This window comes from Pseudomonas sp. PS02302, assembly GCF_029959585.1.
Classification (GTDB): Bacteria; Pseudomonadota; Gammaproteobacteria; order Pseudomonadales; family Pseudomonadaceae; genus Chryseomonas; species Chryseomonas aestiva.
In genome coordinates this window covers 180,696-198,878 of sequence record NZ_JASCON010000001.1, presented here as the reverse complement: position 1 = coordinate 198,878, position 18,183 = coordinate 180,696, and the positions used below count along the sequence as shown (strand labels likewise).

Sequence of the window (18,183 nt, the reverse complement as noted above, 5' to 3'; positions counted from 1 at the left end):
CCCTCCGGGAGAGGGCTGGGGTGAGGGTAACCCCAACGCCAAGCCCCCCCAGGGAAAGGATTCCCATGCCCCTCTTCACCCATGCCCGCGCCCTGCGCCGCGGCCAGACCGACGCCGAGCGCCTGCTCTGGCAGCACCTGCGCGGCAAGCGTCTACAGGGCCATAAATTCCGCCGTCAGCATCCCTATGGCCGCTACATCCTGGACTTCGTCTGCCTGGAAGCACGGCTGGTGATCGAGCTGGATGGCGGCCAGCATCAAGGCAGCGCCACCGACCGCGAGCGCGATGCCTGGCTGGAGGCCCAGGGCTTCCAGGTCCTGCGCTTCTGGAACCACGATCTCCTGACCCAGCCCGACGCCGTCCTCGAACGCCTGCACACCGCCCTCAGCCAGGCTTGACCCTGGGCTTGCGCGCGCGCGGCGGTGCGCCACCGGGCTTGGCTTTGGCCTTGGTCCCGCCGGTACGCCGCTTCTTCTTCCAGGGCGCGCCCTTGCCCGCCGGCGGCGGACCGCTGATGGTCAGGGTCAGGCCAAGATAGCGCTCCACCTGCTTGCCCATCCAGGCCGACTGCTTGGTGACGAATTCGGCCAGGCTCAGTTCACCTTCCTGCACCCGATCCAGCGCCTGCTCCCAGAGCGCCGTGGTGCCCGGATCGGCGATGGCCCGGGGCACGGCGTCGATCAGGCCGAAGGCCGCCGGCGTCGCCGCCAGGGCCTTGCCCTGCTTGACCAGGTAGCCGCGATCCAGCAGGCCCTGGATGATGCTGGCGCGGGTCGCCTCGGTGCCGATGCCGGTGGTGTCCTTGAGCTTCTGCTTGAGCGCTGGATCCTCCACCAGCTTGGCGACGTTCTTCATCGCCTTGATCAGATCGCCCTCGGTGAAGGGCTTGGGCGGCTGGGTCAGCTGCTCCTTGCAGCGCACCTCCACCACCGGATAGCACTCACCCTCGCGCAACTCGGGCAGCGCCTGGGGTGGTGGCGCCTCGCGGCCCTTGGGCGGCGTGAGCGACTCGGGCAGGGCGCGACGCCAGCCCGCTTCCACCAGCCGCTTGCCGGTGGCCCGCAGGCGTTCGCCGCCCGCCTCGAAGTCGGCCTGGGTGCGATCGAATTCGTGCTGTGGCAGGAACTGCGCCAGATAGCGGGCGCGGATCAGGCCATAGACGTTGCGCTCCTGCGGACTCAAACGCCCCAGGTCGCGGGTCACCTGGGTCGGGATGATGCCGTGGTGGGCGCTGACCTTCGCATCATTCCAGGCCCGTGAGCGGCGACTGGCGTCCAGATGGTCGCGCAGGGGTGCGAGGCCGCTATCAGCGCTCAGCAAGGCGGCCAATAGCGCCGGCGCCTCGGCATGCTGGGACAGCGGCAGGTAGCCGCAATCGCTGCGCGGATAGGTGATCAGCTTGTACTTTTCATAGAGCGCCTGAGCCACGTCCAGGGTCTGCTGGGCGCCGAGATTAAAACGTTTGGAGCAGACCTCCTGCATGGTGCCCAGATCGAAGGGCAAGGGCGTCGCCTCGCGGATGCGCTCGGTCTTGAGCTTGACCAGCCGCGCCTGCCCGGCCGCGTCGATGACCCGCGCCGCCGCCTGGGCCACCTCGGGCTTGAGGCAGCGCCCCTGGTCGTCACAGACATCCGCTGGCGGCTGCCACTGCGCCTGGAAGCGACTGCCCGCGGCGTCCAGCATCGCCTCCACGGTCCAGAAGGGCACCGGCACGAAGGCGGCGATGGCGCGATCGCGGTCCACCACCAGGCGCAGGGTCGGGGTCTGCACCCGCCCGACCGAGAGCACGCCCTGGTAGCCGGAGCGACGCCCCAGCAGGGTGAACAGCCGACTCATGTTCATGCCGATCAACCAGTCGGCGCGCGAGCGCCCCAGGGCGGACTGATAGAGCCCATAGGTCTCGGCGCCGGGCTTGAGCGCGGCCAGGGCGCGGCGGATGGAGACGTCATCCAGCGCCGACAGCCATAGCCGGCGAATCGGCCCCCGATAGCGGCAATGCTCCACCAGCTCGCGGGCGATCATCTCGCCTTCGCGATCGGCATCGGTGGCGATCACCAGTTCGCTGGCCTCGCCCAGCAGGCGCTTGACCGCCTTGAACTGGCTGCCGGTGGTCTTCTTGACCTGCAGCTTCCACTGCTCGGGGACGATCGGCAGGTCGTCCAGCGACCAGCGCTTATAGCGCGCGTCATAGGCGTCCGGTGGCGCCGTTTCCAGCAGGTGGCCGATGCACCAGGTGACGGTCACACCCTGCCCCTGCAGGCAGCCCTCACCGCGACGGGTAGCGCCGAGGACACGGGCGATGTCCTTGGCCTGGGAGGGCTTTTCGCAGAGATACAGCTGCATGGCGGGCGTCACAGGAGGGGAATCACCACAGGATGCAAAGGCCGCGCGAGCGGTGCAAGGACTAATCTGTATATCCGTACAGAAAGCGGCATTTGCGCAAATTCGCTTAATGGGCCACAGCGCCCGTAGGACGTGGATCACAGCTTGAACGGCTGCTGCCGGGGGAGCGGAATCTTGCCCGTGACGGCCGGTCCTTGGGCTACGGCACTTTCGCCGTCTTTAGCCGAGCTCTGGGAGGCGTCAATGAATACTGTAGCTATGGATCGCGCCACGGCCGAGAGCACCGGCGCCGGAAATTTCGTCGACACCGCCAGTGGCCAGGCCCTGCGGGCCAGCATTGCGGCCATGCGCCGTACCACCAGCCAGGTGCAGCGCATCAACGATCAACTCTGGGAAGTCTGGCCCGACGGCCGTCGCAAGCTGCTGCTGCGCTAAGACCTTCCGCCCGGCGCCCTAAGCGGGCGTCGGCGTCTCCAGCGGCCAGATAGGCCGCGACCTCGGCCTGGATCCAGGTGGTGAAGCGCTCCTGCTTTTCCGCCGATTCGGCGCGTTCCGGCCAGACCAGCCAGTAGGCATAGGGATAGGGCGCCACCACCGGACTGAGCTGAACCAGGCGACCTTCGTCCAACGCGGCCTGCACCAGGCTGCGCCGCTCTAGCGCCAGCGTCTGTCCAAGGCGCAGCGCCTCCAGCACCACATTGGAGTCGTTCACGCTGATGCCGCGATTGGGCGCCGCTTCGCCCAGACCAGCCTTTTCGCCCCAGTGCTGCCAGGTTTCCTCCGTGTGCAACAGCGGCTGCGCGAGGGCCTCGTCCAGGCTGCGCGGCAGTTGCCCACCGTTGTAACCAGGCGCCGCTACCAGCAGCACATCGTCCTGAAACAGCCGTAACGCCGTCAGGCCATCCCACTGTCCCTCGCCCATGCGCACCCCGATATCCACCATGCCCTGGCGCAGATCCTGGAAATCCAGGCTGGTCTGGATGCGGATGCGGTATTCCGGATGCAGGGCGCGAAAACGTGGCAGTCGCGGCAGCAACCAGTGGGTGGCGAAGGAGGGAAAGGTGGCGAACACCAGTTCGTTGCGGCGTGGCCGGGCCTGCAGTCGCCGCGTGGCTTCGCCCAGATCCTCGAGCAACTGGCGGACCTGCTCGGCATAGACGCGACCGTCACCGGTGACCTCGATCCCGCGCCCCTGGCGCTCGAAGAGCACCATGCCCAGCTGGTGCTCCAGCCCTTTCACCTGCTGGCTCACCGCGGCATGGGTGAGGTGCAATTCGCTGGCGGCACGGGTCACGCTGCCCAGACGGGCAACCGCTTCGAAGCAGCGCAGGGCATTCAATGGCGGTACGCGCGACATGTAAGACTTCCTTAACTATTCCGTCAGATTTTCTCGCTGGAAGTAGCTTCCCCGAATCCTTAATGTCTTGTCCAGAGCGGCACCTGGCGTGAAACGCGCAACACGGGTGACGTTCCACGTGAAACAGGATTCACTCTTTCTGACAGGATGCCCCCATGCAACTCATTGGCATGCTCGACTCCCCCTATGTGCGGCGAGTCGCGATCTCCCTGCGCCTGCTGGTGCTGCCCTTCGAACTGCGCCAGGTGTCGCTGTTTCGCGAGGTCGAGCGCTTTCGCAGCTTCAATCCGGTGCTCAAGGCGCCCACGCTGATCTGCCTGGACGGCCAGCGGCTGATGGATTCGTCGCTGATTCTGGACTATGCCCAGCACCTTGCCTGCGGCAGTCGGCAATTGCGGCCGAGCGGCCACGCGGCCCGGGCAACCGCCCTCGGTCGCAGCGGCCTGGCGCTGGCCCTGTCCGAGAAGGCGGTGCAGCTGGTGTACGAGCGTGACCTGCGGCCGGAGGAGAAGCGCCATGCGCCCTGGCAGCAACGGGTGGAGGGGCAGTTGCGCGCGGCCTGTGGGGCTCTGGACAAGGCCTGGCTGGGCCCGCGTCCGCCGCTGAGTGAAGGCAGCATCGACCAGGATGCCATCGACACCGCGGTGGCCTGGACCTTCCTGCACTTCGCCCTGCCGGGACTGATCGAGCGGCGTAACTACCCGACGCTGGAGGCCCTGACCGCTGAGGCGGAGGCGCTGTCGGTGTTTCGGGATTATCCGCTGGTGTGACGGCAAAAGCATCGCGGCCATGGGCCGCTCCTACAAAAGCATCACCCCCTGTAGGAGCGGCCGCATCGCCGGACCGCCACGGCCGCGATGTTATTGGCGACGGATTACCCGCGGTAATACCGCTGCGGCACGAAGGGCGTCTTGGCGACCTTGACCGGCACCTGCTTGCCACGCACCACGGCGAACAGCTGGGTATCCAGGGCGGCGAAGTCGCTGTCGACATACCCCATGGCCACCGGCGCCCCCAGGGTCGGGCCGAAGCCGCCACTGGTCACGCGACCGATGCTGGCGCCATTGGCATCCACCAGTTCCGCGCCTTCGCGCACCGGCACCCGCTCCTGCACCAGCAGGCCGACGCGCTTGCGCGTCACGCCCTCACGCTGCTCGGTGAAGATGCGCTCGGCACCGGGGAAACCGCCGGCGCGGCCGTTGCCTTCACGACGCACCTTGGACAGCGCCCACCCCAGGTTGGCCATCACCGGCGTGGTGCCGGCATCCATGTCGTGACCATAGAGGCAGAGACCGGCTTCCAGGCGCAGGGAGTCGCGCGCACCCAGGCCGATGGCCTCGACTTCCGGCTCGGCCAGCAGATGGCGCGCCAGGGCTTCGGCGGCGGCGCTCGGCACCGAGATCTCGTAACCGTCTTCACCCGTGTAGCCGCTGCGGCTGACGATGCAGGGCTGGTCCAGCAGCTTGACGCGGCGCACCTGCATGAAGGTCATCTCGGCCACTTCCGGCGCCAGGCGCGACAGGACCGCGGCAGCCGCAGGGCCCTGCAGGGCCAGCAGGGCGCGATCGAATTGCGGCAGCACCTGGCAGCGATCGCCCAAGTGCTTTTCCAAATGGGCGAGGTCGGCTTCCTTGCAGGCGGCATTGACCACTAGGTAGAGGCAGTCACCCAGGTTGGCGACCATGAGGTCGTCGAGGATGCCGCCGTTGTCGTCGGTCAGCAGGGCGTAGCGCTGCATGCCGCTGGGCAGGTCGATGATGTCGACCGGGACCAGGGTCTCCAGGGCCTCGGCGGCTTCCTCGCCTTCGAGCATGACCTGGCCCATGTGGGACACATCGAACAACCCGGCCTGGGCACGAGTGTGCTGGTGCTCCTTGAGCACGCCGAGCGGGTATTGCACCGGCATCTCGTAGCCGGCGAAGGGCACCATGCGGGCGCCGAGTTCCAGGTGCAGGGCGTGCAGCGAAGTCTTGAGCAGGGACATGGTAGGGCTCCGTGTCGGGTGGCGGTTTGCTCGCTCCTTACAGGAGGAGTGAGCAAACGCTGGGCTATGGGGTCGCGACGTGGGTGATCGGGTCAGCCCTCACCCCGGCCCTCTCCCAGGGGGAGAGGGGGAAGAGCAGCTCTGCTCTCCTCTCCCCTCGGGCGAGGGGCCGGGGTGAGGGTCAGGCCTCGCCGTAGGCTTCGATCGGCGGGCAGGAGCAGACCAGGTTGCGATCGCCGTAGACGTTGTCGATGCGCGCCACCGGCGGCCAGTACTTGCCGTCCACCAGGCTCGGCAGCGGGAACACCGCCTGCTCGCGGCTGTAGGGGTGGGTCCACTCCCCAGCCAGTTCGCGCGCGGTGTGCGGCGCGTTCTTCAGCGGGTTGTCCTGGGGATCCAGGGTGCCGGCTTCGAGGGCGCGGATCTCTTCGCGGATGGCGATCATGGCGTCGCAGAAGCGATCCAGTTCCTGCTTGGACTCGCTCTCGGTGGGCTCGATCATCAGGGTGCCGGCCACCGGGAAGGACATGGTCGGGGCATGGAAACCGAAGTCGATCAGGCGCTTGGCCACGTCGTCCACGGTCACGCCGCTGCTGTCCTTGAGCGGACGCAGGTCGAGGATGCACTCGTGGGCGACAAGGCCACCGGTGCCGCTGTAGAGCACCGGATAGTGCTCTTCCAGCCGGCGGGCGATATAGTTGGCGCTGAGGATGGCGATCTGCGAGGCGCGGGTCAGACCGGCGCTGCCCATCATCTTCAGGTACATCCAGGAGATCGGCAGGATGCTGGCGCTGCCATAGGGCGCCGCGCAGACCGCGCCTTCCTTGCGTTCCAGCCGGGCATGGCCGGGCAGGAAGGGTGCCAGATGCGCCTTGACGCCAATGGGACCGACACCCGGACCGCCGCCGCCATGGGGGATGCAGAAGGTCTTGTGCAGGTTGAGGTGGGAGACGTCGCCGCCGAACTGACCCGGGGCGCAGAGACCGACCATGGCATTCATGTTGGCGCCGTCGATATAGACCTGGCCACCATGGTCATGGACCACCTGACAGATCTCGCGGATGGCCTCTTCGAACACCCCGTGGGTGGACGGGTAGGTGATCATCAGCGCGGCCAGGCGCTCGCTGTGCTGCTCGGCCTTGGCGCGCAGGTCGTCGAGATCGACGTTGCCGCGCTTATCGCATGCCACCACCACCACGCGCATGTCGACCATGCTGGCGGTAGCGGGGTTGGTGCCGTGGGCCGACGCCGGGATCAGGCAGACATCGCGCTCACCCTGGCCGCGGCTCGCGTGATAGGCGCGAATGGCCAGGAGGCCCGCGTACTCGCCCTGAGAGCCGGCGTTGGGCTGCAGGGAGACGGCGTCGTAGCCGGTCGCGGCGCAGAGCATGGCCTCCAGCTCGGTGGTGAGCTGGGCATAGCCCTCGGTCTGGTCGGCCGGGGCGAAGGGGTGGATACCGCCGAACTCGGCCCAGGTGACCGGGATCATCTCGCTGGCGGCGTTGAGCTTCATGGTGCAGGAGCCCAGCGGGATCATGGTGCGATCCAGCGCCAGGTCCTTGTCCGCCAGCTTGCGCAGGTAGCGCATCAGCTCGGTCTCGGATCTATGGCTGGCGAATACCGGATGGGTCAGGAAGGCCGACTGGCGCTGCAGCGCTGCGGGCAACTCCACGCCTTGGGCGTCACCCAGCTCGGCGACCTGGGGCGCGGGCTTGCCGTCGGCCAGGATCTCCAGCAGCGCATGGACGTCGGCGAGGGTACTGGTCTCGTCCAGGGACACGCCCAGGGCCTCGGCGCTGACGTCGCGCAAATTGTAGCCACGGGCACGGGCGGCCTCGTGCAGGGCGGCGGTGCGCGCGCCGAACACCAGGGTCAGGGTGTCGAAGGCAGTGTGCTGGGTCTCGTGGCCCAGGCGCTGCAGGCCGGCGGCCAGCAGGCTGGTCAGCCGCTGCACCCGGGTGGCGATGCGGGTCAGGCCTTCGGGACCATGGTAGACCGCGTACATGCTGGCGATGTTGGCCAGCAGCACCTGGGCGGTGCAGATGTTGCTGGTGGCCTTCTCGCGGCGGATGTGCTGCTCGCGGGTCTGCAGGGCCAGGCGATAGGCCGGGTGGCCGTGGCGGTCGATGGAGACGCCGACGACGCGACCGGGCATGTCACGCTTGTACTTGTCCTGGGTGGCGAAGTACGCCGCATGGGGGCCGCCGAAACCGAGCGGTACGCCAAAGCGCTGGGCGGTGCCGATGGCCACGTCCGCGCCCAGTTCACCGGGCGGCGTGAGCAGGGTCAGGGCCAGCAGGTCGGCGGCCATGGCCACCAGGGCACCGGCCGCCTGGAAGGCCTGGATGCTCTCCCGGTAGTCACGGATCTCCCCGGTGGTCATCGGATACTGGAACAGCGCGCCGAAGAAGCGGCCGTGATCCTCGATCTCGGTTTCCACGCCCACCACCACCTCGATGCCCAGGGGCTCGGCGCGGGTACGCAGGACGTCGAGGGTCTGCGGATGGCAGTGCACGGAGGCGAAGAAGGCGCTGGCCTTGTTTTTCGCCAGGCGCTTGCAGAAGGTCATGGCCTCGGCGGCGGCGGTGCCCTCGTCCAGCAGCGAGGCGTTGGCCACCGGCATGCCAGTGAGGTCGCCGATCAGCGTCTGGAAGTTGAGCAACGCCTCTAGGCGACCCTGGGAGATCTCCGGCTGGTAGGGAGTGTAGGCGGTGTACCAGGCCGGATTTTCCAGCAGGTTGCGCAGGATCGGCGCCGGGGTGTGGGTGTTGTAGTAGCCCTGGCCGATCAGGCTCTTGAGCAGGCGATTCTTGCCGGCGATGGCGCGCAGCTCGGACAGGGCGTCGGCTTCGGACAGCCCGGCGGGCAGGTCCAGCACGCTGGTGCCCTTGATGCTCTCGGGGATCACCTGGGCGGTCATGGCCTCCAGGGATTCGTAGCCGAGCAGGTTCAGCATGGCGATCTCGTCCAGCTCGCGCGGACCGATATGACGCGGGACGAATTCGTCGGCGGTGCTGAAGGTGTCGTGCAGCGACATGGCGGTCTTACCCCTTGATCAGTTGCTGATAGGCGGCTTCGTCGAGCAGCGCGGCGAAGGCTTCGGCATTGGCGGGCTGGAAGCGAAAGAACCAGCCGGCGTTCAGCGGATCGCTGTTGATGGTTTCGGGCGCATCGTTGAGCGCCTCGTTGACAGCCAGGACCTCGCCGTCCAGCGGCATGGTGATGTTGCTAGCTGCCTTGACCGACTCCAGCACCGCCACTTCATCGCCCTGGGCGTAGCTGCGCAGCTCCGGCAATTGCACGAAGACCAGGTCGCCGAGCGAGTCCTGGGCATAGTCGGTGATGCCAACGGTAATGCTGCCATCGGCTTCCTGACGCAGCCATTCGTGTTCTTCGGTATAGCGCAGACCCATTGCCAGACTCCTGCGGACCTTTGTCCTGATGGATAGATAGGTCTAGCAGTGCAAGGGTAATGCCAGGAATAAAATCCATTATTTTCAATAATTTAACTAGAAAAGCAGAGTTGCACTGTAACGATATCGTTACGACATTTCACCCCAGACGGCCATATCCGTAACGATTAAAGAACACCGTATCGAAATCGATCCATAAATAGCTGGGCTGCTAGGTCAGGCAGTTCAGCTGCACGATTTTGACTGGAAATTGATCGCCACGGCATGAGGCACGCAGAGCCAAGTGCATACTTTTATTAGCCAGAAAACAGATGGACTGAATGGTCGGTCTGATCGTTTGCGATAGGCACGCCTGCAGCGCGCTTCAATGCACTGAACAAGCCGGCAGCCCAGGAGGTAGGCGGTCATTGTTCAGCAGAAAGGGCCGACACTGCTTGGCCCTTTCTTTCATTTTGATCCGACAGGCTCACGATCTATCAGTATCTATAGATGCAGAGACCTGAAGGAAAAAATGAATGAGTGCAAGAGTATCAGTGGCCCATTCCGCGTATACCCGCTACCACGTGAGCCGCAACATCATTGAGATCGTAACCCCCCACCAACTCAATCAGACTGTCTGCGGAATCCACCGAAGGAGGCGCTACGTAACCTGGCTGCGCATCTTGGAAAATATAGGTATTACCGTGGTAGTGAAAAACCGCAGCATTGACCTCCCCTACGGTTTCCTTCGATACAATATCCAAGACGGTGGATATGTCTTTCGCCCTTGCTACTGCGCTGTCTGCAATGGTGGCCACCGCTTCAGGCTTGCCAACAGGAGAGCCGTAAAGAATATAACTATCAGAAATGTCAAATCCTGTTACTTTGACCAGGTTAGCAATGATCGATGCTGATTTCTCAGCACTAGAGGCTGTCGCCTCATAATTGACCAGGTTTCCATTAAAAAGTGTTAGATTTCCGCTGCCCTCACCACTCATAACAATATTGACGCCATGTCCCAGCGAACCATGTGAGGAGGCATTATGAGCGTCTACCCCCTTCACGAAGGACAGATCTACCGTTGCACTACCGTGACGCGCTTCGATATTGACATCTGCTTGCTGGATGATGGCTGTAACGCCAACATTACCGTTACTTGCACTTACGCTAATATCTTTAACACGCGCATGAGCTAACGATGCCACCGAGTCAAACTCTGCAGCTGCAACCGTACTGACATCAGCGCTACCGCTTGCAAACTCGATGGAGTGCAGATAAGCACTGGTACTCCGCCCATCCATGCCTTGCTCGCTGAGTACAACAGAAAGCGATTTGGTAGAATTGGTCGCATCCAAGGTTTCAAGTCTGTCAAAATTTGACAATACGATGGAGCTGGACGCAGAAAATCCGCTATCTGCAATAGCCAAATTCAGATGCTTGATCGTCGAATCAAGGGTAGAACCTCCGGCCACGGTATCCAGTGTTTGCCCGTCGATCCGAGCGACCTTTTCGAGATGGTCGCTGTTAATATTCAGCGTTGTCATAGAGGCTCTTGCTTCCCTAACAGGAACCGAGCCCTCAACATACTTTGCGAACGCCGCATATTCATCGAAGTCGTTCACATCGATAGTCAGTGAGTGCTTATGGCCGAAACTGTAGACCGTCACATCGTCAATCACACTGCCTTGTGCAGGCGCCGACTTTTTCGATAGGTTCTTCACAATACTCTCCTGGACAATGATTGATCCAGGCGCACTTAGCTCGCCTCGGACTTCAAGAGATTATCCACCGGGCTACCGAGGGTGCGCCATCGCTTTGAACTACAGGTTACGTAGGTCATTCCTGCGTCAGCAAGGTCTAGTTCAGGTTACAAGAAATGTCTAGAAATTGGTTATTCGACTAGCACAGACTTACTCAAGGTCCTGAAAACGCGAGACTGGTTGAGACGCTCGTCATAAACCAACACATCGGGCACTACAGCGATCGGAAAGTCCTTTCATTCCGACGATTTATAGGCGTGTCGAAAACCTGAGCATGTCGTATTTCTGCAATATGTTTTATCAGGATGAAAGCTGTGGTGTTGAGCATGAATCTAGGCATCAGAACGGTCACGCGTCTGATCTGCAGGCTGGTTTCGCTCTGTCATAAAGTCGACCGTGACACCCTTGCCATTGAAGAAGTCGCTCCAGCACTTCCCGTCTAGGACAGGCATGCTGGGACAACAGCCATCGGATGCTGGACGGCCATTACCCGGCAATACGGTTTTCGATCCAAGGTTGCCTCCGCGAATGCACCGATGGCATCTACCTCATAGTTACCTGCCATATATAAATCAATCCTTTCCGCCTAGGCCTTGCACAAGCACGTCCGTGCACCGGGCGAAACGTCGACACGGTCGCGAACTTCCGCCCCGCTTCATCGGACCAAGAAGGCACAACAAGACCTCTGCCAAGCGGCTTTGCCCTCTCCCATCCTTGTCTGGAGTCTTTGTCATGGCTGTGAAAACCGTTGCCGATCTGCTCGTCGCCACCCTCGAAGCGGCTGGTGTGGACACCATCTGGGGCCTGCCGGGCGACTCGCTCAACGGCCTCACCGAAAGCCTGCGCAAGCGCGACCGTATCCGCTGGCGCGGGGTGCGGCACGAAGAAGCCGCCGCCTTCGCCGCCAGTGCCGCGGCCGACACCAGCGGGCGCCTGGCGGTCTGCGCCGGCTCCTGCGGTCCGGGCAATCTGCACCTGATCAACGGCCTGTTCGACGCCCAGCGCAGCGGCGCGCCGGTGCTGGCCATCGCCGCCCAGATTCCCTCCAGCGAGATCGGCCTGGGCTATTTCCAGGAGACCCATCCGGAGCGGCTGTTTCGCGACTGCAGCGACTTCTGCGAGGTGGTCTCCCATCCCGAGCAGCTGCCGCGCATCCTCGAGACCGCCATGCGCTCGGCCATCCTCAATCGCTCGGTGTCGGTGGTGGTGATTCCCGGCGACGTGGCCCTGGCCGAGGCGCCGCTCAAGGCAGTCCAGTGGAGCGAGCCGGTGCGTCCGGTGGTGGTCCCGCCCGAGGCCGAACTGGATGCCCTGGCCGAGTTGCTGGCTGGCGAAAAGCGCATCACCCTGCTCTGCGGCGCCGGTTGCGCCGGTGCCCATGCCCAGGTGGTGGCCCTGGCCGAGCGACTGCAGGCGCCGGTGGTCCATGCGCTGCGCGGCAAGGCCCATATCGAGTATTCCAATCCCTATGGCGTGGGCATGACCGGTCTGATCGGTTTTTCGTCCGGCTATCACGCGCTCAAGGAGTGCGACCTGCTGCTGATGCTGGGCAGCAATTTCCCCTATCGCAACTTCTTCCCGGATCACGGTCGGGTGGTGCAGATCGACGTGCGCGGCGCCCACCTGGGCGTGCGTACCCCGCTGCTCAAGGGGCTGGTGGGCGATGTCCGCGCCACCCTCGACGCCCTGCTGCCGCGCCTTGCGCCCAACAGCCACAGCCGCTTCCTGGAAAAGGCCCAGCAGCACTACCGCAAGACCCGCGCCGAGCTGGACGAACTGGCCACTGCCACCGCCGATGGCGAGCCGCTGCATCCGCAGTACCTCACCACCCGCGTCAGTGAACTGGCCGCGGCGGACGCCCTCTTCACCTGCGACGTCGGCACCCCCACGGTGTGGGCGGCGCGCTACCTGGCGATGAATTTCGAACGCAAGCTGGCCGGCTCCTTCAGCCACGGCTCCATGGCCAATGCCCTGCCCCAGGCCATGGGCCTGCAGGCGGCCTATCCCGATCGCCAGGTGGTGGCGCTGGCCGGCGACGGCGGGCTGTCCATGCTGCTGGGCGAGCTGGCGACCCTGGCCAGCGAGAAGCTGCCGGTCAAGGTCATCGTCTACGACAACGCCACCCTGGGTTTCGTCGCCATGGAGATGAAGGCTGCCGGCATGCTCGACGAGACCACCGATCTGGGTGAGGTCGATTTCGCCCGGGTCGCCGAGGCCTGCGGCGTGCGCGGCTGGAAGGTGGAATCGGCCAGCCTGCTCGACGCCACCCTGGAGGAGGCTTTCGCCCACCCCGGCCCGGCGCTGGTGGATGTGCGCATCGCCAAGCAGGAGCTGTCACTGCCACCGAAGATCGAGGCCGCCCAGGCCAAGGGCTTTAGCCTCTACATGCTGCGCGCGGTGATGAGTGGTCGCGGCAGCGAGGTGGTGGATCTGGCCAAGACCAACGTCCTGCGCTGAGAGCCTATTTAAAGGCTGCTGCGCGTCGGCCAAACTGCGTTGAAAATGGCTTCGGAATGCTCATTTACCACTCGTAAACTCGTTCGCGAGCCCGGTCCGCTTCCTCAGCCATTTTCGCGGGGCCGCCCAGGCCTTGCTTATCTCTAGCTCGCGAGCCTTTAAACAGGCTCTAGAACTTTAACGCCGCGGGATGCCGTAACGCCGCAGGCGCATGGCGATGGCCGAGTGGGAGGTCTGCAGGCGCGCGGCCAGCTGGCGGCTGGACGGATACTGCGGATAGAGCCGCTCCAGCAGCGCCGCCTCGTAGCCCTGGACGGCGGCCTCCAGGGTGCTGACTTCGCTCTCGACCTGCCCCGCCACCGCCGTGCCGGCCAGGTCGAGGTCGTCGACGTCGATCTGGCCGCTCTCACTGATGGCGGCGGCGCGAAAGAGGATGTTCTGCAATTGCCGGACGTTGCCCGGCCAGGCATTGCCCAGCAGCACGCCATAGGTGGCCGGGGCCAGGCGACACGGCGGTCGACCGATCTGGGCGCAGGCCTGCTGCAGGAAGTGCCGCGCCAGCAGCAGGATGTCCTGGCCACGCTCGCGCAACGCCGGCACCTGCAGGCTGAGTACATTGAGGCGATAGAAGAGGTCCTCGCGAAAGGTGCCGGCCGCGACCATGGCCTGCAGATCGCGATGGGTGGCGGCGAGAATCCGCACATTGACCTTGGTTTCCTGGGCCCCGCCGACCCGGCGAAAGCTGCCATCGGAGAGAAATCTCAGCAGCTTGGCCTGCAGATAGGGCGACATCTCACCGACCTCGTCGAGAAACACCGTGCCCTGATCGGCCAGCTCCAGCAGGCCCGGCTTGCCACCGCGCTGGGCCCCGGTGAAGGCGCCCGGGGCATAGCCGAACAGTTCACTCTCGGCCAGGCTCTCCGGCAGGGCCGCGCAGTTCAGCGCCAGAAAGGGCGCCTCGCGCCGCGCACTTGCCGCATGGCAGGCGCGCGCCACCAGTTCCTTGCCGGTGCCGGTCTCGCCGAGGATCAGCAGTGGCGCCTCCAGGGCGGCCAGGCGCTGGGCCCGGGCCTTGAGGGTACGGATGGCGGCGCAGTCGCCGAGCAGCGAATCGAAGCCCTCGGGGGTGTCGTGGCGCAGCGCCGAGAGGCGGCCACCGATGCGACTGGGGGCATAGAGGGTCAGCAGCCCGCCGGCCAGTCCGCCCACGGGTTCGCCGATGGGGGTGGCGTCCAGCAACAGCGCCTGGCCGCGCAGCACCACTTCGCGCAGCGGCAGACGAAAGCCCTGGTCCAGCAGCTCACTGGGCAATTCGCTGTCGTTGAAGAGTTCGGCCAGGGTAGTGCCGCTGTCTTCGCCGGCGAGGGCGGCAAAGGCCGGATTGGCCAGCAGGATGCGCCCCTCGCCATCCACCGCCAGCACCGGATCGGCCATGGCGGCAAGCAGGGCGTCGAGCTGGAGGGAGCGCCGCTGGCCCGGCAGGATGTCCACCACCCGCACCGCCTCGACCCCCACGACGGTGAGCAGGGCGGCGCGCAATTCCTCCAGCACCGCCGCGCTCAGGGTCGGCGCATCGATGTAGACGTTGGGCGGCACCATCTCCACGGCGTCCAGATTGAGATTGCGGGCACCGAGCAACGCCAGGACTTCCTGGGTGATGCCGACACGATCGATGAACGACACATGGATACGCATGGAAACCCTGGGGTCTGAAAGCGAAAGGGCTAATGCTACCCAAATGCTCGGGGTAGAATCACTTCTCATTTCCCCAGGCGGGACCGCCATGACCAGCAAAGACCCTCTTCTACTTGATCAGCAGCTGTGCTTCGCGCTGTACTCCACCTCGCTGGCCATGACCAAGGTGTACAAGCCGCTGCTCGAAGAGGTGGGGCTGACCTACCCGCAGTACCTGATGATGCTGGTGCTCTGGGAAAACGACCGCCTGCCGCTCAAGGAGCTGGCGCGTCGGCTGCACCAGGACTCCGGTGCCCTGACCCCGGTACTCAAGCGCCTGGAAGCCGAGGGCTACGTGACCCGGCAACGCAATGCCGAGGACGAGCGCAACCTGTCCATCGAATTGACCGAGTCTGGCCGGGCCCTGCGCGAGCGGGCCAAGAAGATCAACGGCACCATCGGCGGCTACTGCGCCCTGGGTGATGCGGAGATGACCCAGCTGCGCGAAAATCTGATGACCCTGCGCGCCAAGCTGGAGCGCTAGCCCAGTTGCTGCCGCTGGTCGGCTGCTCCTGAAAATATATTTGCGCGATAACAGATATCGCGATAACTTAAATCCGTACCCGGGCAATCCCGTCGATCAACGCCCGACCTAACAGTTATCGCGATACCTAAAAAGGAGCACGCCATGAACATTCTCTATACCGCTTCCGCAACCAGCACCGGTGGCCGCGACGGCCGTTCCAGTAGCAGCGACAAGGCCCTGGACGTGCAGCTGTCCACGCCCAAGGAGCTGGGCGGTGCCGGGGGTGCCGGGACCAATCCCGAGCAGCTCTTCGCCGCCGGCTACTCGGCCTGCTTCATCGGCGCGCTCAAGTTCGTCGGCGCCAAGGAAAAGATCGCCGTGCCGGCGGACGTCAGCGTGACCGCCCAGGTCGGCATCGGCCCGATCCCCACCGGCTTCGCCCTGGACGTCGAACTCGTCGTCAGCCTGCCGGGCCTGGAGCGCGCCGTGGCCGAAGACCTGGTCGAGAAGGCCCACCAGGTCTGCCCCTACTCCAACGCCACCCGCGGCAACGTGGACGTGCGCCTGACCCTGGCCTAAGGGTCGCGGTATTACCCAGGCGCTTCAGCCGAGGCGCCTGGTCCTTCCCGTTCGAGGAGTCATCCGTCATGCGTACCGTCGCTCGTCTGCTTGGCCTTTCCGCGCTCACCCTGGCCCTGGGCAGCGCCTTCGCCGCGCCCCAGCCCGATCCGGCCCTGGAACGCACCACCCAGGGCTTCATCGATGCGCTGAATGGCAGCGGTGGCCAACCCCTGGAAACCCTGAGTCCCAAGGATGCCCGCGCGGTGCTGTCCGGCGCCCAGTCCGGCGTCAAGGTCGATCTCTCAGGGGTCAAGACCAGCGAAAAGACCATCCAGGTCGACGGCAAGCCGCTGCAGCTGACCATCGTCCGCCCGGCGAACGCCAAGGGGCAGACGCCGGCCTTCATGTTCTTCCATGGCGGCGGCTGGGTGCTGGGTGACTTCCCCACCCACCAGCGCCTGGTGCGTGACCTGGTGGTGGCCTCCGGTGCCACGGCGGTGTTCGTCAATTACACCCCGAGTCCGGAAGCTCACTTCCCGGTGGCCATCAACCAGGCCTATGCCGCGACGAAATGGGTCGCCGAGCATGGCAAGGAGATCGACGTCGATGGCAGCCGCCTGGCGGTGGCCGGCAACAGCGTCGGCGGCAACATGGCCGCGGTGGTCAGCCTGATGGCCAAGGACAAGGGCACGCCCACGCTGCGCTACCAGGTGCTGTTCTGGCCGGTGACCGATGCCAGCTTCGACAACGGTTCCTACCAGACCTATGCCGAGGGCCGCTTCCTGACCCGCAACATGATGAAGTGGTTCTGGGACAACTACACCACCAGCGAGACCGAGCGCGCCAACGTCTATGCCTCGCCGTTGCGGGCCAGCGAGGCCCAGCTCAAGGGCCTGCCGCCAGCGCTGGTGCAGACCGCCGAGAACGATGTGCTGCGTGACGAAGGCGAGGCCTATGCGCGCAAGCTCAACGCGGCTGGCGTCGAGGTCGTCCAGGTGCGCTACAACGGCATGATCCACGACTACGGGCTGCTCAACGTCCTGGCCAAGGTGCCCGAGGTCCAGGCTGCGCTGACCCAGGCCGGCCAGTTGCTCAAGCAGCACCTGCAATAAGACCAGGCCCGGTACCCAAGGGGGTGGCTCCGTTCGCGGCGCCACCCCCTTTGCATTTCAGGGCTGCTTGCCCAGGGCGGCGAAGCGCTCCGCCAGCCAGCCATGCAGCTGCCGCACCGCGGGCGAAAATTGCCGACGGTGCGGGCAGAACAGCTGCAGTGGCAACGGCTCGCCGGGCTGCTCGGGCAGCAGGCGCACCAGCCGGCCGCGCTGCAGATCGTCGCGCATGTCCAGCCAGGACTTGTAGACGATGCCCTCCCCGGCCACCGCCCAGCGCCGCACCACCTCGGCGTCGTCGCTCTGCAAGGGTCCGCTGACGGCCACCTGCCGCAGCCCGCCGTCGGCCTGTGGAAAGCTCCACTTGTCATAGGTGCGCCCATGCAGCTGGTAGAGCAGGCAGGCGTGCCTGGACAGGTCATCCAGGCTGCGCGGCGCCCCCTGGCGGGCCAGATAGGTCGGCGCCGCCGCCAGCAGCCGGCGGTTGTCCGGGGCGAGCGGCAGGGCCACCAGGCTGTCGTCCTGACTGCGGCCGTAGCGGATGGCGATGTCCACCGGATCGCGATAGACGTCGGCCTGCTGGTCCGAGACATAGAGCCTGAGCGTCAGGCCGGGATGGCGCTGACGAAATTCCGCCAGCCAGGGCAGCAGGAGATTGCGCCCCAGATCCGAAGGCGCCGCCACCTGCAGCACGCCGCGCAATTCCGGACTCTCCCCCTGCAACCGCTCGCGCCCCTCGCGCAAGGTCTCCAGCACCTCGCGGGCATAGGGCAGATAGGCCTCACCCTCGGCGGTCAGGCGCAGGCTGCGGGTCGAGCGGGCGAACAGGCGGATGCCCAGTTCGCGCTCCAGCCGGCCGATGGCGGCGCTCACCTGACCCGGCAACAGGTCTGCCTCGCGGGCGGCGCGGGAAAAGCTGCCCAGGGCGGCGGAACGCACGAAGAGGCCGAGGTCGTCGAAGCGGATCATTTTCACTCCTACAGTGAAGGTGCTATCCGATTCTGCCGCTTTTTCCGGTCG

The 18,183-nt window shown here is 65.0% G+C and carries 15 protein-coding genes; 7 read left to right on the top strand and 8 right to left on the bottom strand.

The features are described 5' to 3' along the window. The first annotated feature begins 65 nt into the window (after nt 1–65). Nucleotides 66–398 (top strand): endonuclease domain-containing protein, encoded by a 333-nt coding sequence (locus QMX82_RS00955; protein WP_208693480.1) that lies wholly within the window; start codon nt 66–68, stop codon nt 396–398. Here the strand turns inward: QMX82_RS00955 and QMX82_RS00950 are convergent. Further along, a complete protein-coding gene (locus tag QMX82_RS00950) occupies nt 385–2,343 on the bottom strand; it encodes a DNA topoisomerase III (RefSeq protein ID WP_282280874.1) in 1,959 nt (652 codons plus the stop codon). The two genes, QMX82_RS00955 and QMX82_RS00950, sit on opposite strands and share 14 nt — an antisense overlap. Before the next feature lie 243 nt (nt 2,344–2,586). On the opposite strand from QMX82_RS00950, the gene QMX82_RS00945 reads away from it, so the two are divergent. Then, nucleotides 2,587–2,778, top strand: coding sequence for a hypothetical protein (locus QMX82_RS00945; protein ID WP_158895221.1), 192 nt, complete (start codon nt 2,587–2,589; stop codon nt 2,776–2,778). On the opposite strand, the gene QMX82_RS00940 is transcribed toward QMX82_RS00945, so the two are convergent. Next, the gene (locus QMX82_RS00940) at nt 2,720–3,700 is read right to left on the bottom strand and encodes a LysR substrate-binding domain-containing protein (protein ID WP_282280873.1); all 981 of its coding nucleotides are present in this window, start codon (nt 3,698–3,700) and stop codon (nt 2,720–2,722) included. The genes QMX82_RS00945 and QMX82_RS00940 overlap by 59 nt on opposite strands. A gap of 155 nt (nt 3,701–3,855) precedes the next feature. On the opposite strand from QMX82_RS00940, the gene QMX82_RS00935 reads away from it, so the two are divergent. Next, on the top strand, nt 3,856–4,470 hold the full coding sequence (locus QMX82_RS00935) for a glutathione S-transferase (RefSeq protein ID WP_208693477.1): 615 nt from the start codon (nt 3,856–3,858) through the stop codon (nt 4,468–4,470). Between the two features lie 104 nt (nt 4,471–4,574). On the opposite strand, the gene gcvT is transcribed toward QMX82_RS00935, so the two are convergent. From gcvT to QMX82_RS00915, 4 genes are all read right to left on the bottom strand, one after another. After that, entirely contained in the window at nt 4,575–5,684 is a 1,110-nt protein-coding gene (gene gcvT, locus QMX82_RS00930) for a glycine cleavage system aminomethyltransferase GcvT (RefSeq protein ID WP_273861100.1), read from the bottom strand. 181 nt (nt 5,685–5,865) lie between these two features. Continuing rightward, nucleotides 5,866–8,721 carry an aminomethyl-transferring glycine dehydrogenase gene (gcvP, locus tag QMX82_RS00925; RefSeq protein ID WP_282280872.1) on the bottom strand — a complete coding sequence of 952 codons (2,856 nt, stop codon included), beginning with the start codon at nt 8,719–8,721 and terminating at the stop codon, nt 5,866–5,868. Between the two features lie 7 nt (nt 8,722–8,728). Next, entirely contained in the window at nt 8,729–9,097 is a 369-nt protein-coding gene (gcvH, locus tag QMX82_RS00920; protein ID WP_007159937.1) for a glycine cleavage system protein GcvH, read from the bottom strand. Between the two features lie 530 nt (nt 9,098–9,627). Next, nucleotides 9,628–10,797, bottom strand: coding sequence for a hypothetical protein (locus QMX82_RS00915; RefSeq protein ID WP_282280871.1), 1,170 nt, complete (start codon nt 10,795–10,797; stop codon nt 9,628–9,630). Between the two features lie 771 nt (nt 10,798–11,568). On the opposite strand from QMX82_RS00915, the gene poxB reads away from it, so the two are divergent. Continuing rightward, a complete protein-coding gene (gene poxB / locus QMX82_RS00910; protein WP_282280870.1) occupies nt 11,569–13,293 on the top strand; it encodes a ubiquinone-dependent pyruvate dehydrogenase in 1,725 nt (574 codons plus the stop codon). Nucleotides 13,294–13,470: 177 nt separating this feature from the next. Here the strand turns inward: poxB and QMX82_RS00905 are convergent, their stop codons facing one another. Next, nucleotides 13,471–14,988: a sigma-54-dependent transcriptional regulator gene (locus QMX82_RS00905; protein ID WP_208693472.1), complete on the bottom strand. Its 1,518-nt coding sequence runs from the start codon at nt 14,986–14,988 to the stop codon at nt 13,471–13,473. Between the two features lie 88 nt (nt 14,989–15,076). Here QMX82_RS00905 and QMX82_RS00900 point away from each other — a divergent pair, with 88 nt between their 5' ends. The 3 genes from QMX82_RS00900 (at nt 15,077) to QMX82_RS00890 (ending at nt 17,166) form a co-directional block, all read left to right on the top strand. Beyond that, nucleotides 15,077–15,511 carry a MarR family winged helix-turn-helix transcriptional regulator gene (locus QMX82_RS00900; protein WP_282280869.1) on the top strand — a complete coding sequence of 145 codons (435 nt, stop codon included), beginning with the start codon at nt 15,077–15,079 and terminating at the stop codon, nt 15,509–15,511. Nucleotides 15,512–15,655: 144 nt separating this feature from the next. Then, nucleotides 15,656–16,072 (top strand): organic hydroperoxide resistance protein, encoded by a 417-nt coding sequence (locus QMX82_RS00895; protein ID WP_282280868.1) that lies wholly within the window; start codon nt 15,656–15,658, stop codon nt 16,070–16,072. Between the two features lie 68 nt (nt 16,073–16,140). Beyond that, complete coding sequence (locus tag QMX82_RS00890; protein WP_208693469.1) at nt 16,141–17,166, top strand: alpha/beta hydrolase; 1,026 nt, start codon at nt 16,141–16,143, stop codon at nt 17,164–17,166. Nucleotides 17,167–17,223: 57 nt separating this feature from the next. On the opposite strand, the gene QMX82_RS00885 is transcribed toward QMX82_RS00890, so the two are convergent. After that, nucleotides 17,224–18,132 carry a LysR family transcriptional regulator gene (locus QMX82_RS00885; protein ID WP_187980623.1) on the bottom strand — a complete coding sequence of 303 codons (909 nt, stop codon included), beginning with the start codon at nt 18,130–18,132 and terminating at the stop codon, nt 17,224–17,226. Between the last annotated feature and the right edge of the window lie 51 nt (nt 18,133–18,183).

Bases quoted from the DNA above. Each gene is read 5' to 3' on its own strand.
- QMX82_RS00955 (WP_208693480.1), top strand. From the start codon at position 66: ATGCCCCTCTTCACCCATGCCCGCGCCCTGCGCCGCGGCCAGACCGAC.
- QMX82_RS00950 (WP_282280874.1), bottom strand. From the start codon at position 2,343: ATGCAGCTGTATCTCTGCGAAAAGCCCTCCCAGGCCAAGGACATCGCC.
- QMX82_RS00945 (WP_158895221.1), top strand. From the start codon at position 2,587: ATGAATACTGTAGCTATGGATCGCGCCACGGCCGAGAGCACCGGCGCC.
- QMX82_RS00940 (WP_282280873.1), bottom strand. From the start codon at position 3,700: ATGTCGCGCGTACCGCCATTGAATGCCCTGCGCTGCTTCGAAGCGGTT.
- QMX82_RS00935 (WP_208693477.1), top strand. From the start codon at position 3,856: ATGCAACTCATTGGCATGCTCGACTCCCCCTATGTGCGGCGAGTCGCG.
- gcvT (WP_273861100.1), bottom strand. From the start codon at position 5,684: ATGTCCCTGCTCAAGACTTCGCTGCACGCCCTGCACCTGGAACTCGGC.
- gcvP (WP_282280872.1), bottom strand. From the start codon at position 8,721: ATGTCGCTGCACGACACCTTCAGCACCGCCGACGAATTCGTCCCGCGT.
- gcvH (WP_007159937.1), bottom strand. From the start codon at position 9,097: ATGGGTCTGCGCTATACCGAAGAACACGAATGGCTGCGTCAGGAAGCC.
- poxB (WP_282280870.1), top strand. From the start codon at position 11,569: ATGGCTGTGAAAACCGTTGCCGATCTGCTCGTCGCCACCCTCGAAGCG.
- QMX82_RS00905 (WP_208693472.1), bottom strand. From the start codon at position 14,988: ATGCGTATCCATGTGTCGTTCATCGATCGTGTCGGCATCACCCAGGAA.
- QMX82_RS00900 (WP_282280869.1), top strand. From the start codon at position 15,077: ATGACCAGCAAAGACCCTCTTCTACTTGATCAGCAGCTGTGCTTCGCG.
- QMX82_RS00895 (WP_282280868.1), top strand. From the start codon at position 15,656: ATGAACATTCTCTATACCGCTTCCGCAACCAGCACCGGTGGCCGCGAC.
- QMX82_RS00890 (WP_208693469.1), top strand. From the start codon at position 16,141: ATGCGTACCGTCGCTCGTCTGCTTGGCCTTTCCGCGCTCACCCTGGCC.
- QMX82_RS00885 (WP_187980623.1), bottom strand. From the start codon at position 18,132: ATGATCCGCTTCGACGACCTCGGCCTCTTCGTGCGTTCCGCCGCCCTG.